Below are 16,398 nucleotides of genomic sequence, written 5' to 3'. Positions count from 1 at the left end.
TGGGTCATAGATATTGACAATGCCTAAGAAGTACTGGGAATTTCTACTACAGAAAGAGGGAGAGCGCTCCTGGAAGCCAATCAAGTCTTCTGAGATGGAAATTGAATCTGGTCGGTATCGGATAGTGGCTCGTTCCAACTTGCCCAATACTGATGTAGAAATTTGCGTCACCTATGATAGCACAGAGCAAGTGCCACCCAAACGCAAGTCCCAGAAACGATGGCGTCGCACCAACTCAGAAGGGTTAATGGTGGTGATTCCTTTCACCAAGCTTAAACCTGGTCTGTGGAAGTTACGTTGCAGTAACGATATCATGGACGATTTTCTGGGTGAGTCATGGCGAAAATCCTTAGCGCTACAAGTCATACCCAAGGTCAAAGATGTAGAGACACCCCTTAAAACCTCTGTATCCACCCCAGTAGAATCCACCCCAGTAGAATCCACCCCAGTAGAAGCAACCCAAACTGATACTCAGTCGCCTCAAATAGACAATTCCTTGACTACACCTGAGCTAGCTGTTGATTCTCCCTCCACCAATACTATTGCTAATGACCTGAAAGCAACAGATGCTAGCTCAGAGTTTTCTAACCCTCAGGAGTACCAGAGTCAGATAACACCACCAGAAGAACAACCCATAACCATTGCTGCGCCAGAGTTACCTGTTGACCAAGCCCAAGCAGCAATGGGGGTTAGCCAAGAGGAATCTAGTCCTAGCCAAGAGACGGTTTTGCAAGGGGTAGAAGAGGTTTACCCAGAGGCACCTGTTAATCCTGAAAGCAACCAACAACCAACAGCAACTATATCGGAAAACTTACCACTCCAATCGACTGTTGAGAATTCCATCATGGAGGAATCTCTGGAGACTTTGGAGCAACTACTACAACAGGTCCTTCAGCCAGTATTGGATGAGTTGGAAGATAGGGAATCTGAAGATAACCAACAGCTAAGAAAAACTTCTGATTCAGATTGGGTTTCAGATACAGAGGTTAATAAGTACGGTTTAACCCTAAGACTAGATAAGGAAATTTTCCTGGCAAGGCGAGGAGAGTCTTTGACTATCAAAGGGGAATTGTTATTAGATAATGATAATTATAATAATGGTGATGGGATAACGGTTAGTGTTTTAGATAGTGTTTTAGAAAACTTATTTCCTGCTACCCTACGCTATCAATTGCGGTTTCCTCAAACAGGAAAACGTTTGTTAGATGTTGAGTACTCCCTATCTCAACAGGAGTTATCTTTGGGGTTTAGCCATAGTCTAGATATTCCAACGGATTGCCAAAGTGGTCTAATTTTAGGAAAAATAACCCTTTATAACTCAAAATCAACTCCTTTAGCCACTCAACAATTTACGGTTACAGCTAATGTAGAGGATTTATTAGAAGTAATTGTGCCAGGGAATCAGGGGATGCCAATGGAAACCATGGTAGTACTGGCTAATCGGATCGCTGCATCTGCAAAATCTGATCAACCTGATCAAGACCTTCTATTATTAGATGAAGACCCCTTAGAGCAGACTCCCCTGGATCTGGTTGAGCTACCCCAAAACCATCCATCTCTGTTCTTGCAACCTATCTCTAAACGCTCTTTACCACCAAAACTGTACCACCATCAGCTGAGTGACACAACTTTTAAATCTATCCAATTGCCCAATTTGCCTACAATCGAGTCGGTGGCTGACCCTGAGGCACAGCACGAAGATGTCCAAGATCAGTCTAAAGTATCTGAGTCAGTTTCCCTAGATGATCAAGATTCCTCCACTACAGCCAATCCAGAACTAGAGCATGGGGATAAAGATACTGGGTCAGAGTTACAGCCTCAAGACACAGTAGTTCAAGACACAGTAGTTCAAGACACAGTAGTTCAAGACACAGTAGTTCAAGACACAGTAGTTCAAGACACAGTAGTTCAAGACACAGTAGAACAGTCGGAAGATAGTACTGAAGATAGTACTTTAGAGATAAAGTCCGAGGTCTTATCTAATTCTAATGATGCTTCTGAAGTGCTGATTAATTCCCTAATGGAATCTGAGCCAATCCAAACTATTGAGATTAGTGAAATTGACGAATCTGAGACAGATGATCAGTTAGAGGATTCAGAATCAGTTGATACCCAGCTCAATAATTCCAAACTAAACCAATTATTCAATACTACGAAGACTCTAGAGTCTGTACAAGATCCTGAGTCGCTCGGTTTAGAAGAATCTTTCCGAGCCTTAAACATGGAAGAGCGTTTTTGGTCACGGTTGAGTGCTTTAGCTGAAGATCATGAATTGTTGGAATTGCTGAGGTTAGAATTATCCCCAGAGAGTAATCCTGCTGGGGAAGAGCAATCAGCAGTGGAAAATGAACAGAGGAATCAAAAGGCTAGCAATCAAGGAGAGGTTAGGGAATTTCCAGAAAAGGTCTTGGAGTCAATGACAGAATCTCAGGATTTGCCCCTAGTTCCTTCAGAATTAGCAACGCCAGAAACACCCCCTAGAGTTGGTATTACTAGTCACGATTGGACGACTCAGGAAATTGTAGTGGACGATCGAGAAATAGCCCCACAACCGACAAAACCTAAAGCAACCAAGCAACATGACTTGAAGGCTAAACTGGAGAATCTTTCATCCCTAGAGTTGGATGCGACCTTAGCAGCACCCACTTTATCAATACCGACTACGAGGGAGTTAGTTGCTGGAGAAAAGGTAATGGTTACCATAAAACTTCCTCCTAGTCAATCTCGTTTATGTATTAAATTGTGGGTTAAAGACGTCCAAACTCGCTCTCTGCTCCAGGAAACCCGTTCTATTATAGATTTACTCCCCAATGCGGCTGGGGAGCTGGAGGCAATGACTCAATTAGTTATACCCCAAGGCACGACTCAAATCAGAATTGAAGCGATCGCAATTAATTTGGAGAACCAGCAGGAGAGTCACAAGGCGGAGTTGGAGTGTGTAGTTGTTCCTACTGACTTATCTAGTACGGTTGAAGGATGAAGTATTTTATACAATTGGTTGAGGTAAAAAGTCCTCGGTTTGAGGGAGCAGGGAACAGGGAACAGGGAACAGGGAACAGGGAACAGAGAGTAGGGCGTAGGGAATATGGCATCAAAAATTATCACAATTCATTCATTTAATGTCGTTTTGTTCCATATAATTCAGTAACCAGTTTGCGGCTGTAGCTCGGCGAGTTTGTCGAGGACCAAATTCCCCGATTTTGTAACCTTTGAAACCTAATTTTTCTTTCAATAGCTGTTTATTTTCTTTGGGAATTGAACGGGTTAGTTTTACGGTAGCAGGGCGGCTTTCTAGGAAATTGGGTGGCTCGGGATAGTCTTCTTGCCATTCAGGATTAACCTCAGTTATATCCCACTGCCCGGTAGTTGAGTTATAACGATAACCTAGATAGTACCAGAGTAGTTTATTAACGGTATCGTCATCAATTTCTTCGTTTAAAATTGACCAAATTGTATTAGTATTGAGTGGCGGTAGTTCAAACATAGTTGAATTATCAATTATGAATTTTCAAGGATTAAGTAGATTTTAGATACAGTTAGACTATCTGGGCTTTTTCACCTTTATCCTAGTACTTCTCCCGGAATAATGGTAATGGTTAGGGATTGAAGCTGTATGGCTATGAAAATTATAAAGCAGCCGCTGCGGTGGCAGGTGGGATTGGTTTTCTTGGCTGGTGTGTTGGCGATTTCCACATCAGCTATTTTTGCGCGATTAGCGATCGCATCCGCTGGGGTGAGTGGGGTAGGGTTTAGCCTGTTCGTGGCTGGGTCTCGCCTTACTATTGCGTCTATGCTACTGTTACCAGCTTGGCGCAATCTCAGGCAAGCTCAGCTAGGTCCAGGTGCATTACTCTATGCCAGTGGGGCTGGTATTTGTTTAGCGCTACACTTTGTGGCTTGGATTACTTCCTTGTCTTTTACCTCCATTGCGGCATCTACTACGTTAGTTACCACAACTCCGATTTGGGTTGCTCTAGTTTCTTGGCTGTGGTTCAAGGAAAAACTAACTAGGCTGACGGTTTTGGGAATTGGTGTGGCCTTTGTAGGTGCTGTGCTGATTAGTTTGGGGGATGGGGGTGCTCTCAGTGGTGGGAGTAATCCTCTGTTGGGGAATTCTCTAGCATTGATGGCAGCAGTGATAGCAAGTTTGTATGTACTTTGGGGACGTGAAGCACAGCAGCGGGGTTTGAGTATCGGTAGCTATAGTGCTGTCGCCTACAGTATGGGGGCGTTGGTGTTGTTACTGTTATCCTTACTCTGGGGTGTCAGTTATATCAATTATCCGGTAGGAGTTTACGTCTACATCTTGTTATTGGCGCTTTTCCCCCAAATGGTAGGACATACCAGTTTTAACTGGTTGGTACGCTGGATTAATCCTACCCTGGTGACCCTAGCTATTTTGTTTGAACCCGTTGGTGCTTGTTTTTTGGGCTATCTGATTTTTCAGGAAGTGCCAGGGGTATTAGTGCTCGTAGGTGCCGTGGTATTGTTAGTTGGGGTGGCAGTAGCGGTTTATGGATCTAATTTGAAAAGAGGTTGAAAGTCAGCTGAGGACTTATTTGCAGCGAGTGGTTTTAAACTCGAACAAGTCGTTTATACTGATAAAAGTATAACATTGATAGAGTTTAGCCTCCAATAAAGAGGTTTTTTAGCTTAACTTTAAGCTAGAAAGCCTAGTAGTACTAAAAAAGTAGTTAATTGACTACATTATGCCAGACTTAGGAGAAGCAAAAAAGAAATGGAAAAAATGATCAAAACTTGTTTTGTAACGTTAGTAACCTGTATGCTAGTGCTAACGTTAAATGTGATGAATGCCCTGGCAAGTAGTGAAACTGAGATGGAAATATGTGACTTAACTCTACATTCATTTTGTGACCGTGATCTGTTGCCGACGCAATATGTGGAACTTATTGCTCCCCCTAACCATATCTCATTTCTTCTTTTGAAAAATGATGCTCCAGGAGATAGAAACGGCAAAATAGAAAATGATGATGATTATGTGACTTACAGCGCTAGCGAAATAACAACTTACTTAGCCACGTTTTCCAATAGTGAAGACATCACAAAAACGCTGAAAATATCCAACACTGACGCTATAACAGAGTCTCCGCAGCATTGGACATTTTATCATAGACCCGCACAAGTGGTCAAATTGGTTAACGTATTTGCTGCCAATAAAAATTAATAAATTCGGGAGCATCCCATTTTGGAAAATATATCTTTTGATATGGGCATTAACATCGAGTTCATACAGCTTAATGTGGTATATTTATGCCAAATTGGGATGCTCCCAGAAAGCCTGCAATGATTCAGTCCCCTTTAAGCGTAAAGGGTTTCCGGCTATTTCGTCACCTCTTCAGAGGTCTGACATAATCTGGCAAAGTGGTATGTTAACAAAACTCGCGGAATTCCCCAACCTCTACGTTCGCGTAGCGTGGCCTACGGCCAAGTAGGTTGGGGATGGATAGCGAGCCAGAAAATTGACTTTATACCTTGACGTCTTAATACAAAACTTATATAATAGTAATCCAGGTCGATAAAAAGGTTGAGTGCAGTGAAACATAAAGCCGTCAAAGTCAGAATCTATCCCACACAAGAACAAGTAATGATACTAGCCCAGCACTTTGGATGTGCTCGCTGGTGGTGGAACTATGCCTTGAATCAGTGCATAGAAACTTACAAGGAAACTGGCAAAGGCTTGAAACAATCTGCACTCAACTCTATGCTTCCAAAACTCAAGAAAGAAAAGGAGACTGAATGGCTAAAGGATTGTTACTCCCAGGTCTGGCAATCTGTGAGTCTAAACCTTAGTCGTGCATATCAAAACTTTTTTGTTCGCGTAGCGTGGCCAATAGGCCAAGGTAGAGCTAAATATCCCAAATTTAAATCGTATCATCATCGCCAATCAATTCAGTATCCCCAAAATGTTAAACAGGTGGGTGATTGCCTAAAGTTCCCTGGAAAATTAGGAGTTGTCAAGGCTGTAATTCATCAACCACTAGATGGGGAAATAAAAACTGTAACAGTCAGCAAAGCACCTTCTGGCAAATATTACGCTTCTGTTTTGATGGAATACGAATCCGATAGTGTAAAGCCATCAACGAAGGGAAAGGTGATAGGGATTGATTTGGGTATCAAGGATTTTGCTATTACCTATGACGGCGAAAAGACCTCTAAATTTGGCAATCCCAAGCCTATAGATAGATCCGAGAAAAAACTAGCCAAAAAACAACGCATTGCAGCCCGAAAGAAGAAGGGCAGCAGTGGACGCAAAAAGGCTCGTAAGATTGTAGCTAAGGTATATGAACGTATTGGAAATGTCCGCCAAGACTACCTGCACAAACTATCTAGAAAAATTGTAGACCAGAATCAGGTAGTGGTAGTCGAAAACCTAAACGTCAAGGGCATGGTTCGTAACCACAAACTAGCTAAAGCAATTTCTGATCTAGGCTGGGGAACCTTTGTAAACTTCCTTTCCTATAAATGCGAAAAAGAAGGGAAAGTTTTAGTAGAAATAAACCGGTGGTTCCCCAGCTCTAAGACCTGCTCTAGTTGTCATTACCGTATCAAGGAGTTGCCGCTAGATGTAAGGACTTGGGTTTGTCCAAGTTGCGGAACTCACCACGATAGAGACGGTAATGCGGCCAAGAATATTAGGGCAGAAGGGATCAGAATGCTATCCTCCTCTGGGACGGGGGAGGTCAACGCCAGGGTCGAAGAAGTAAGACCAAAGCGAGGACGCCCGTCTAAGCTAAGGCGTTCTTCCGTGAAGCTGGAAGCCCCGGCCTGGCCGTAGGCCACGCTTCGCGAACAACGAAGTAGGCCGGGGTAGTTCACAATTGTACGTAGTAAGGTAAAAAATAAGTAGTCATAACAAGTAATTTAGACATGAGTAGCTAGAAAGGGGGATTGAGTTAAAAGCCAATTATTTTTCCTTTTCCCTTTCCCCAATGAATAGTAAACTACTTCAACAAGTCCGGGTTTTAGACCCAGTTTCTGGAATTGACCAAGTCGCTGATGTGCTGATTACTGATGGTGTAATCACGGCAGTGGAAACTCACATCAAGGAAATCTCTAGCGATACAGTGGTGCAAGATTGTCAGGGACACATTTTAGGACCAGGACTAGTAGACCTCTACAGCCATTCTGGTGCACCAGGACATGAGCAGCGGGAAACCTGGTCTTCACTACTGGCAGCAGCGGCAAATGGAGGCTTTACTCGCTTAGCCATTTTGCCTGACACTAAACCCCCCCTAGACAATTCTGCTGTTTTAGCACAACGGCAAGAACTCCAAAACTCTCCGCATCTGACCCTCCCACCTTCTTCACCTCAACTCTATTACTGGGGTGCCTTTACCATCGGGTTAGAAGGACAGCAAATGACTGAATTAGCGGAACTAGCTCTAGGGGGAGTAGTGGGCTTTACCGATGAACGTCCTTTATGTAATTTAGGACTAGTTCGACGGTTGTTGGAATACCTACAACCCTTGGGTAAACCAGTAGCACTTTGGGCTTGTGACCCTAAGTTGGCAAATGGGGGAGTGATGCGAGAAGGTATCCAGTCAATTGGTTTGGGTTTGCCAGGGAATCCTGCGATCGCAGAATCATCCGCTATCGCTGCCTTATTAGAAGTTGTAGCAACCACTGGCACGCCAGTCCATCTCATGCGTATCTCCACCAGTCGCGCTGTGCAATTGATTGAATCAGCCAAAGCAGCGGGGTTGCCAGTAACAGCCAGTACCACTTGGATGCATCTATTGCTCAATACGGAAGACTTATGCAGTTACAACTCCAATTTGCGCTTGGAACCCCCGTTGGGAAACCCAGTTGACCAAGCCGCACTGATCCGAGGTGTTCGGGAGGGGATTATTGATGCGATCGCAATTGACCACGCTCCCTACACTTATGAAGAAAAAACTGTTGCCTTTGCTGAAGCACCACCAGGAGTGATTGGTTTAGAGCTAGCCCTACCCCTGCTCTGGCATACTCTAGTCGAGACAGGGGATTGGTCAGCCTTAGAACTTTGGAAAAGTCTTAGCACAAATCCTGCTATTTGTCTACAGCAAGACCCCCCTAGCACTGCTCCTGGTCAATCGGCTGAATTAGTCTTATTCAATCCTCAATCCCCTTGGATTGTTCACCAAAAAAACCTCAAATCCCTTTCTAGTAATACCCCCTGGCTAGGGCAAGAATTAATTGGTCGTGTCGTGCAAACTTGGTGTCCAGCAAGTCGAAAATATCAATAATGAAGTACTGATACTTCATAAGTCAGTTGACTGATTCAACCCTTCAGGATAAATCGGATTTGGTTTCAATTTCCCCATTCGATTTAACGGCCAAAACCGCAATACAGCACGACCGATAATTTTGTCACGAGGGACAAACCCCCAGTGGTGAGAGTCGTAGCTATTGTTACGGTTATCTCCCAGTACTAGGTATTGGTCTGGTGGTACTGTTGCCGGTCCAAAATCGTACTGTGGTGCTTCTTCGATATACTTTTCCTCTATTTCTTGATCATTGATATAAACTCGCCCATTTTCCACCACAACCTTGTCACCGGGTAACCCAATTATGCGCTTGATAAAAGCCTCTTTGAAATTTTGCTCTTTGAGCCTTTCAGTGGGAGCAAATACCACAATTTCTCCTCGTTGTGGGTCTTGGAAAAAGCGATAACTTATCTTATCAATAATCAAGCGGTCGTAAAGCTGTAGTGTCGGTAGCATTGATCCCGATGGGATGTATCGCGCTTCAGCCACAAACGTGCGAATCCCAAAGGCAAGAACAGCACTCAAGCTAATCGTTTTGATTCCTTCTACCCAAGCATTGTCTTTAGAAGGCTGTGTAGGTTTTTTTTCTGGTCTTTTATCTGGTACACGACTCATATCCATTCAACTACTACCGATACACAAGTTTGAGGAAATTTCAACAAATAGCTGATTGGGAAATTATCAGCAAGTTTAACAGCAAATTTAAACGTCTGGGGTTTTCTAGCTAGATCTTAAAAATTTAAAGTTAGTAGGGGAGCCTAAATCAAGATTATGTAAAGTTTTGTCAATAATGTCAATTTGGCAGGACAACCCTGTTTATTTGTGCCATGGTGGTAGGTTAGCTGCGGTTGTCTGTATTTAGCTATATATCAGGTTTGTATCTACTGTATCTACCTAGACACCGAGCAGGGAAACTGTCAAATTATAACATCCTCCTATGTTGTCTGACTTTTGCTTGTTTATCCGCCATGCTCGTATTCTATTGCCCTCTGGTGAATTTTTACTGGGGGATATCCACACCTGCGGTCGAAGGATTGTTCAGGTTGCCCCAGACATCCCAGTGCCAACGGACGTTACGGCATATAAAGAAATAGACGCTCAAGGCTTAACTTTGTTGCCAGGGGTAATTGATCCCCAAGTCCATTTTCGGGAACCAGGTCTAGAACATAAGGAAGACTTATTTACTGCCAGTTGTGCCTGTGCCAAGGGTGGAGTGACGTCCTTTTTAGAGATGCCGAATACTCGTCCTCCGACGACGACCCAAGCCCCACTGGATGACAAGCTCAAACGAGCGGCAGATAAGTGCTTAGTTAATTATGGCTTTTTTATCGGCGCAACACCAGCAAATCAGCCAGATTTGCACAATGCCCAGCCGACTTGTGGGATTAAGATATTCATGGGTTCAGCTCATGGTGCACTATTGGTAGATCATGAAGCAGTGATAGAACCAATTTTTGCTGAAGGTTTTAGCGAAGGGAAGTACAATCGCTTAATTGCAGTACACGCTGAAGACCAAGCTAGAATTAATCAGCGGCGTAAGGAATTTGCTGGAATTACTGACCCTGCTGTTCACTCTAAGATTCAGGACAATCAAGCTGCCCTTAATGCCACCAAGTTAGCTCTGAAGTTGTCTAAAAAATATCAGCGGCGCTTGCATATCTTGCACCTATCCACAGCTGAAGAAGCTGAATTGCTTAGGGAAGACAAACCTAGCTGGGTGACGGCGGAAGTGACTCCCCAGCACCTCTTACTAAATACCGATGCTTATGCAGAGATTGGTACCCTGGCACAGATGAATCCGCCTTTGCGCTCCTGCCACGACAACGAAGTTCTTTGGCAAGCTCTACTCGATGGTGTCATTGATTTTATCGCCACAGACCATGCTCCTCATACCTTGGAGGAAAAAGCGAAAGGGTACCCCCACACTCCTTCGGGAATGCCTGGAGTAGAAACATCTCTGCCACTGATGCTGACTCAAGCCATAGAGGGACGGTGTAGTGTGGCTCAAGTATCTGACTGGATGTCTACAGCAGTTGCATTGGCCTATGGAATTCCCAACAAAGGTGCGATCGCTCCTGGCTATGATGCGGATTTGGTACTGGTAGATTTGGAAAATTACCACCCAGTGTTACGGGAAGAACTTTTAACCAAATGCGGCTGGAGTCCTTTTGAAGGTTGGAACTTAACCGGATGGCCAGTGATGACCATTGTTGGTGGTCAAGTAGTCTACGACAGAGGAAAATTGAACACAGACGTGCGAGGTGAAGCTTTAACTTTTACCAGTTAAGCACTATAGGGCTACGCGCAAGGCAAGAGGCAAGAGGCAAGAGGCAAAAGTTGACGTGCATTAGCTTTTCAACTTTTATCAATGTCCTAACCTTACCTTAATGCGTAGTACTATATCGGATTTAAGCGGAAGTGGGAAAAAATTAAAGTTGACTGTTGATATCAGGAAATAGGGAACTTCGGATCAGGTAACAGAAAGGGGTTGAGCAATTCTAATCAAGTTAACACACTTAACGGAATTTATGTCGAGGTACTTAACCTTAAACTTTTCTAACCTTGGCCTTTCGGCCACGCGATCGCGTTCAACCTTAAACCTTCTAACTTATCAAACAGGCAACCTCAATCCCACTAACCTTTAACCTACTCTACACTCGACGCCAAGGGCGAACAACCAGATAACCTATCCAACAGCCAAGTTAAATCAAACTTACCGTTACAGGTGAATTGAGCCTGACGTCCACCGTCCTGGGAATAGGTTAGTGTCAGATGTAGATAACTGGGTGGCAAATAGTGTAGACGTTCAGCCCACTCGATTGCGACAATTCCCGGAGCCACCTCAATTTCCTCCCAGTAGTGTTCTGGGTTTAATGACTCTACTTCTGAGGTGGATAAGCGGTACAAATCGAGGTGATACAGGGGGATACGTCCCTCTGTGTACTCATTGATCAGAGTAAAGGTGGGACTAACAATGGCATCAGTAATGCCTAGTCCCTCACCAATACCCTGAACTAGGGTTGTTTTGCCAGCCCCTAAGTCTCCCTCCAGCAAAATGATGCTACTAGCTGGGAGAGACTTCCCCAATTCCACACCTAGCGATCGCGTTGCTTTAGCATCAGCTAGAAAAATTTTGGTCATTAGTTATTTAGCAATAGAGTACCTCGAATTATGGTTATTCTGAGTTAATATCTCAGCTTTTCTTTTCCTTTAAAAATTTTCCTCGGACTCGCGTTATCTAAGCATGTGCTCGACTATACCACCGTAATAAAACCCGTGCCAGCCTTTCAGAATTGTGCCGCACTAAATGAGTTTCCTCATCTTCATACATTACATTGGTCACTACAATCCGACGCCCTAATTTAGAAGTTTCTTCTCGATCTAGAAATACTGGATGAGACTTAACTTGAGCATACTTAATCAGTGACCCAGCTGAGGGGTATTTTCGATTCACAAGTACCGCGTTAAATAGCCTTTTACCACAGGCTTTATCAATGGCTTTTATATGGTCAGAGACACTATATCCATCGGTTTCCCCTGGCTGGGTCATGATATTACAAACGTAGATGCGGGGTATCAAGCAAGCTGCGATCGCATCGGTAATTTCTGGCACCAACAGATTGGGAATAATGCTGGTATAGAGGCTACCGGGTCCTATTATAATATAATCTGCTTCCTGAATTGCCTTGAGTGCTGCTGGTAAAGCAGGTGGATGTTCGGGAGTACAACCAATTTTTTTGATCACTCCCCGAGCATCAGTAATATTAGACTCTCCTTCGATGCGACGTCCATCAGCTAATTCAGCCCAAAGGCTGACATCAGTTAGGGTAGCTGGCAACACTCTTCCTCGCACTGCTAATACCTGAGAACTAGCAGCAACAGCTTGTTCTAGATCGCCAGTAATATCACTCATTGCGGTCAGGAAGAGGTTTCCAAAACTGTGACCGACTAAACCACTACCAGCTCGAAAACGGTATTCAAACAGTTCGGTTAACAACTTTTCTTGGTCTGCCAGTGCCGTTAAACAGTGACGAATATCCCCCGGTGGTAGCACTCCAATTTCCCGTCGCAGCCGTCCACTGGAACCGCCATCATCAGCTACCGTAACAATAGCAGTGATATTAGCACTATAAACCTTTAGTCCTCTAAGTAAGCTAGAAAGACCAGTGCCACCGCCAACTACTACAATTTTCGGTCCCCGGTTTAACCGACGATGATCCATCAGCACATCAATCAGTTTTCGATCGTGGTCGGGTTTTAAAACTTCCGTAATTGAACCTACCGTCCGGGTTTGCCCCCAGAAGATGAAAACCAGACCCAAGATCAGCGCAATTGGACCAGACACATGGTTAGGAATAATGGTGGTAATTTTCTCTAAAACTTGGGCTGTGAATTTAATGATGTAAAAAACTGGGGTCAGCTTTACCCAAATCGCTAATCCCAAACTTGTTAGCACTACACCACCAGCACTTAAAAGTATCCAACGCTTCACCAGTAATCCAGGGGCTAACCACTTAAACCAACGGTTGACCCGCTGAGGAATTCGACCTCTCGATTCATTTTGTAGGGTACGTAGAGCTCTTTTGAAAAGACTGATTGAGGACATAACTACACTGAGTATGGTAACTACAAAAGCCGGATAGACATGGCTGGTCGAACTCCAGCACTTGACAAGGAGGCGATGCATGTAGTGAGGAACGGGTAAGGCTCCGGAAGTGCCTGTCAGATTGGTACTTTCTTCGCCTAATCAAACATTCGTGTGAAAAGCGCTTGATTCAGACAGCCGCTCACCTTTCAGGTATAGCGGTTTTCATTGATATTACTGATCAAAGTGCGCGCCTCCAAGGGCGCGAGGGATTGCTCGCGCCCTTGGGTCGCACCTCAATGGTGAATTCACCATGAAGCTGGTACTGATCACGACAGTTTCAGATAATTAGGCTAAGGTGTGATTAATACAATATCCGGTACCTAGACGTTATGATCAGAATTTACCCGTCGATATGCGGAAAGCGGTGAGGTCGGTTGAGTTCCCATTTAGGGTATGAGAGTAGTCGCGTAACCCCAAAAAATACGGGGTGAAAGAGAATAATCCCAATTAGTCAGCTACACCAGACTTTTGTGATTCCTGTGACAAGTGTAGCTGCTTACAGCTCATGACTTAATGGGGAACGCTTGCCTAGGTACTAGGGATGATAGCACTAGGGATTAGGGATGATAGCACTAGGGATTAGGGATGATAGCACTAACACCATTAATCTAATCTAGTTATTAGACTGGACAGGGATTGACTGCAGTGAGGCAGATGGAAAAGCGAATTTTGGGAATTGACCCAGGACTAGCTATTTTAGGTTTTGGGGCAATTAGTTGCCAAACAACCCAAATTAGTAAGTCAGGAAACACAAAAAGCTCCTTAGGAGTGGCAAAGCGTTCTAGCCAGTCACCAATACAGGCAACCCCTGAACCATTGCAGTTGCTAGATTTTGGCATCATCCAAACCCCTGCCAAGACTGATTACGGCTCACGACTGTGTACGATTTACGAGGATTTACACACCCTGCTGGAACACTGCCAACCGGATCTGGTGGCGATTGAAAAACTTTTTTTCTACCGTATGAGTACTACGATCTCCGTAGCTCAGGCACGGGGTGTTGTGGTGTTAGTAACAGCACAACATGAAGTTCCAATGGTAGAGTTTACACCGGGTCAGATTAAACAGGCTTTGACAGGATATGGTAATGCGGATAAATATGAGGTTCAGCAGGCTGTTATGCGGGAGTTAAACTTAGACACCATCCCCAAACCAGATGATTTAGCAGATGCCTTGGCCGTAGCATTGACCGCCTGGTTTCATATGTCTTGAACACTTTACTAGATCTGTGAACTAGATCTGTGAACTATATATCTGTGAACTAGATCTGTGAACTAGATCTGTGAACTATATATTATATTTGTGAACTAGATCTGTGAACTATATATCTGTGAACTATATTTGTGAACTATATTATATATGTGAACTATATATATGTGAACTATATTTGTAAACTATATTATATTTGTGAACTATATTTGTGAACTATATATGTAAACTATATTTGTGAACTATATTTGTGAACTATATTTGTGAACTATATCTGTCAACTATATTTGTGAACTATACCGATAGCAAACCAATACACTTAATCATATTCATATATGTAATATTAAAAACCACTGTCATCTGTCGGTGTTGCCAGTTTGACCGGAATTTTCTCTAGGTATTAAGTTAAGTTAACCCATGACAAGCAACGGTGTATTCAACCCTTGAGCAAAAATATCGACGTCTTCGCCAAGAGCTGATTGCCGGTGGGATCACTCTCGGGGGTGTATTTCTGCTTGGAACTCTGTGGTATCGGGTGGTTGAAGGCTGGGGCTGGTTGGATTCAGCCTACATGACGGTAATCACCCTTTCGACAGTGGGCTATCAAGAAGTACGGCCAATGGGAGATCGGGCAAGACTATTCAGCATTTCTCTGATTTTTATGGGCATTATTAGTATCGGTTACATTGTTAACCGGTTTACAGAAGCCCTAATTCAAGGCTACTTTCAAGATGGAATTCGCATGAGGCAACAGAAGCGCTTGCTAGATAGTTTGACGAAACACTACATTTTGTGTGGGTTTGGACGGACTGGGCGTCAGATTGCTCTGGAATTTAAGGCTGAGGGAATTCCATTTGTAACAATTGACTCCCGATTGGAACAGGTTCAGGCTGTCCAGGAAATGGGTTGTATTTCTGTACAAGGAGATGCCACCTTGGATGAAACTTTGCTAAATGTGGGGATTGAACGGGCAATTTGTCTGGTGGCTGCCCTGCCCTCAGATGCCGAAAATCTCTATATTATCTTGTCTGCCAAAACTCTCAATCCCAAAATTCGAGCCATCGCTCGTGCTAGCACCGAAGAAGCTGTTCAAAAGTTGCAGCGAGCTGGTGCAGATGCTGTAGTCTCTCCCTACATTACTGGTGGTAGACGCTTGGCAGCTGCAGCCCTTAGACCCCAAGTCATGGATTTTGTGGATGGGATTCTAACCGGAACTGATCGGTCTTTTTATATGGAAGAGTTTCTGCTAGACCCGGAAACCTGTCCTTGCGTGGGCAAAACCCTCAGGGATGCCCGACTGCGATCGCAAACTGGTGCTATGGTCCTAGCAATTCGCCGGGATTCCGGTCGTCTGATTGCTGGACCAGACGGTGACACTAAACTCATACCAGGAGACCTACTGATTTGTATGGGGACAGCTGATCAATTGCGTGAGCTAAACCAGATTCTTGGTCCAATCCGTTCCAATTTGCTACGACTGCCAAAGCCCAAATAGATCTTGGGCTTAGAAGGTCAGTATGAAGAATGAAGAATGAAGAATTAAGAATGTAGAATGAAGAATGAATGAAGAATGAAGAATGAATGAAGAATGAAGAATGAAGAATGAAGAATGAAGAATGAAGAATGTAGAATGTACAATGTAGAATGTACAATGTAGAATGTAGAATGTAGAATGAATGCAGAATGTAGAATGAATGCAGAATGTAGAATGTAGAATGTAGAAGGCAGAATTCTCAATTCTTAATTCTTAATTCTTAATTCTTAATTCTTCATTCTTCATTCTTCATTCTCAATTCTTAATTCTTCATTCTCAATTCTTAATTCTTAATTCTTAATTCTTAATTCTTAATTCTTAATTCTTAATTCTTAATTCTTAATTCTTAATTCTTAATTCTTAATTCTTAATTCTTAATTCTTAATTCTTAATTCTTAATTCTTAATTCTCAATTCTTGATTCTCAATTCTCAATTCTTGATTCTCAATTCTCAATTCTTGATTCTTAATTCTTCATTCTACATTCTAATTAAGTTTCAAGGTATTCACGGGCACTTCATCCCAAGAATTAACTGTGCGTAATCGGGCAACCCAACCCGCTGCTTTTTGCTGATCAGTCAAGTTGTTCTGAAACGACTCGTGGCAATCCCTAGCCTGCTCTTCGTTGCATGTAGCAATACAAGAGTATAGAAGACCTGATGGATCAATCTGCTCGTTTACCCAAATAGTCATTAGTGATTATTTTAATATAAACCAAGATGTGATTTACCCTATGTCCTT

Annotated in this window: 14 protein-coding genes; 8 read left to right on the top strand and 6 right to left on the bottom strand. The window is 43.4% G+C overall.

Annotated features, from left to right (window positions below; translation table 11 throughout):
- Nucleotides 1–19: 19 nt before the first annotated feature.
- Nucleotides 20–2,980: a hypothetical protein gene (locus F6J90_RS04085; RefSeq protein WP_293091207.1), complete on the top strand. Its 2,961-nt coding sequence runs from the start codon at nt 20–22 to the stop codon at nt 2,978–2,980.
- On the opposite strand, the gene F6J90_RS04080 is transcribed toward F6J90_RS04085, so the two are convergent.
- Both F6J90_RS04080 and F6J90_RS04075 read right to left on the bottom strand, forming a co-directional pair.
- On the bottom strand, nt 2,961–3,092 hold the full coding sequence (locus tag F6J90_RS04080; RefSeq protein WP_293091206.1) for a hypothetical protein: 132 nt from the start codon (nt 3,090–3,092) through the stop codon (nt 2,961–2,963). The genes F6J90_RS04085 and F6J90_RS04080 overlap by 20 nt on opposite strands.
- A gap of 20 nt (nt 3,093–3,112) precedes the next feature.
- Nucleotides 3,113–3,484, bottom strand: coding sequence for a DUF1823 family protein (locus F6J90_RS04075; RefSeq protein WP_293091205.1), 372 nt, complete (start codon nt 3,482–3,484; stop codon nt 3,113–3,115).
- Nucleotides 3,485–3,613: 129 nt separating this feature from the next.
- Here F6J90_RS04075 and F6J90_RS04070 point away from each other — a divergent pair, with 129 nt between their 5' ends.
- The 4 genes from F6J90_RS04070 (at nt 3,614) to F6J90_RS04055 (ending at nt 8,246) form a co-directional block, all read left to right on the top strand.
- Complete coding sequence (locus tag F6J90_RS04070) at nt 3,614–4,540, top strand: DMT family transporter (RefSeq protein ID WP_366513682.1); 927 nt, start codon at nt 3,614–3,616, stop codon at nt 4,538–4,540.
- A gap of 198 nt (nt 4,541–4,738) precedes the next feature.
- Nucleotides 4,739–5,185 (top strand): hypothetical protein, encoded by a 447-nt coding sequence (locus F6J90_RS04065; RefSeq protein WP_293091203.1) that lies wholly within the window; start codon nt 4,739–4,741, stop codon nt 5,183–5,185.
- A 369-nt stretch (nt 5,186–5,554) separates the two neighbouring features.
- Nucleotides 5,555–6,796 (top strand): RNA-guided endonuclease TnpB family protein, encoded by a 1,242-nt coding sequence (locus F6J90_RS04060; protein ID WP_293091202.1) that lies wholly within the window; start codon nt 5,555–5,557, stop codon nt 6,794–6,796.
- A 154-nt stretch (nt 6,797–6,950) separates the two neighbouring features.
- Nucleotides 6,951–8,246, top strand: a complete 1,296-nt coding sequence (locus F6J90_RS04055; protein ID WP_293091201.1) for a dihydroorotase — start codon at nt 6,951–6,953, stop codon at nt 8,244–8,246.
- A 15-nt stretch (nt 8,247–8,261) separates the two neighbouring features.
- Here the strand turns inward: F6J90_RS04055 and lepB are convergent, their stop codons facing one another.
- A complete protein-coding gene (gene lepB, locus F6J90_RS04050; protein WP_293091200.1) occupies nt 8,262–8,882 on the bottom strand; it encodes a signal peptidase I in 621 nt (206 codons plus the stop codon).
- Between the two features lie 322 nt (nt 8,883–9,204).
- On the opposite strand from lepB, the gene F6J90_RS04045 reads away from it, so the two are divergent.
- Nucleotides 9,205–10,554, top strand: a complete 1,350-nt coding sequence (locus F6J90_RS04045; protein ID WP_293091199.1) for a dihydroorotase — start codon at nt 9,205–9,207, stop codon at nt 10,552–10,554.
- 359 nt (nt 10,555–10,913) lie between these two features.
- Here the strand turns inward: F6J90_RS04045 and tsaE are convergent, their stop codons facing one another.
- Both tsaE and F6J90_RS04035 read right to left on the bottom strand, forming a co-directional pair.
- Nucleotides 10,914–11,408: a tRNA (adenosine(37)-N6)-threonylcarbamoyltransferase complex ATPase subunit type 1 TsaE gene (gene tsaE, locus F6J90_RS04040; protein WP_293091198.1), complete on the bottom strand. Its 495-nt coding sequence runs from the start codon at nt 11,406–11,408 to the stop codon at nt 10,914–10,916.
- Nucleotides 11,409–11,505: 97 nt separating this feature from the next.
- Nucleotides 11,506–12,873: a gluconeogenesis factor YvcK family protein gene (locus F6J90_RS04035; RefSeq protein ID WP_293091197.1), complete on the bottom strand. Its 1,368-nt coding sequence runs from the start codon at nt 12,871–12,873 to the stop codon at nt 11,506–11,508.
- Nucleotides 12,874–13,569: 696 nt separating this feature from the next.
- On the opposite strand from F6J90_RS04035, the gene ruvC reads away from it, so the two are divergent.
- Nucleotides 13,570–14,127 carry a crossover junction endodeoxyribonuclease RuvC gene (gene ruvC / locus F6J90_RS04030; protein ID WP_293091196.1) on the top strand — a complete coding sequence of 186 codons (558 nt, stop codon included), beginning with the start codon at nt 13,570–13,572 and terminating at the stop codon, nt 14,125–14,127.
- Between the two features lie 427 nt (nt 14,128–14,554).
- Nucleotides 14,555–15,619, top strand: a complete 1,065-nt coding sequence (locus F6J90_RS04025) for a TrkA family potassium uptake protein (RefSeq protein ID WP_293091195.1) — start codon at nt 14,555–14,557, stop codon at nt 15,617–15,619.
- Between the two features lie 524 nt (nt 15,620–16,143).
- Here F6J90_RS04025 and F6J90_RS04020 read toward each other — a convergent pair.
- Nucleotides 16,144–16,350, bottom strand: coding sequence for a glycogen debranching protein (locus F6J90_RS04020; protein ID WP_293091194.1), 207 nt, complete (start codon nt 16,348–16,350; stop codon nt 16,144–16,146).
- Nucleotides 16,351–16,398 lie beyond the last annotated feature (48 nt).

Source organism: Moorena sp. SIOASIH (assembly GCF_010671925.1).
Taxonomy (GTDB): Bacteria; Cyanobacteriota; Cyanobacteriia; order Cyanobacteriales; family Coleofasciculaceae; genus Moorena.
Note: the sequence above shows the minus strand (reverse complement) of the source record. Positions and strands in the feature narration are given on the sequence as shown.